1 protein-coding gene is annotated in these 644 nt (G+C 60.7%); it reads right to left on the bottom strand.

Features of this window, described 5'->3' with window-relative positions; genetic code table 11:
- Positions 1–424: 424 nt before the first annotated feature.
- A partial coding sequence (locus TW83_RS18605; protein ID WP_045984277.1) for a DUF3768 domain-containing protein occupies positions 425–644 on the bottom strand: 220 nt, incomplete at its 5' end.

Genomic DNA, 644 nt, shown 5'->3' with positions numbered 1-644 from the left:
ACGGTGCCGGACAGGTTCTGGATCAGGCCGATCATGGCAAGGCTGTCGGCCAGCAGGTCGATCCCCTCCGGGTCCGCGTCCTGACGCGGGTTCAGGTCGGAGACGTAGAGTTGGGCCAGCGGGAAATACTGGATCGGGGCGGCGGCGATAATTTCGGTTTTCATTGGTGGCATTCCTGTGTGCGACGATTATGTTATGGGTGCCTTGTCCAGTGTGAGGGCAGGACAAGGCGGGGGGCTTAAACGGCCCCGTGCTGGTTCAGGAAGCGGCGGCCGATCCCAAAATCATCGCCCTTCCTGACAAGCGCCCATGCTTCCGCGAGGCGCTGTTCAAAGATTGCTTTGCTCATGTGTTCACCCCCTTTCCGGTTGAAGCTGCGGGAAGCACCGGCCTGCTCACGGAGCGAAAGCAGGCCGATCTCTGGTCAGTGTTCGGACGGCAGGTAGAGCGTCAGGACACGGCGCGTCTGGTCGGGGTCACAGGCACAATCGGGCATCGTCGCGCCGTAGGTGTAGGCGGTGTCGTAGAGGTCGATCTTCCAGAAGATCGCCGCACCATCGGCCTCCACGCGACCAAAGGAATGATCCTCCCAAGGGTCGTTTTCCTCGGTGAAGTCGGTGAAGTTGATGACCTTCTCCATCAGC

Source organism: Paracoccus sp. S4493, from assembly GCF_000967735.1.
Taxonomy (GTDB): Bacteria; Pseudomonadota; Alphaproteobacteria; order Rhodobacterales; family Rhodobacteraceae; genus Paracoccus; species Paracoccus marcusii.
This window is presented reverse-complemented; position numbering and strand designations above follow the sequence as displayed.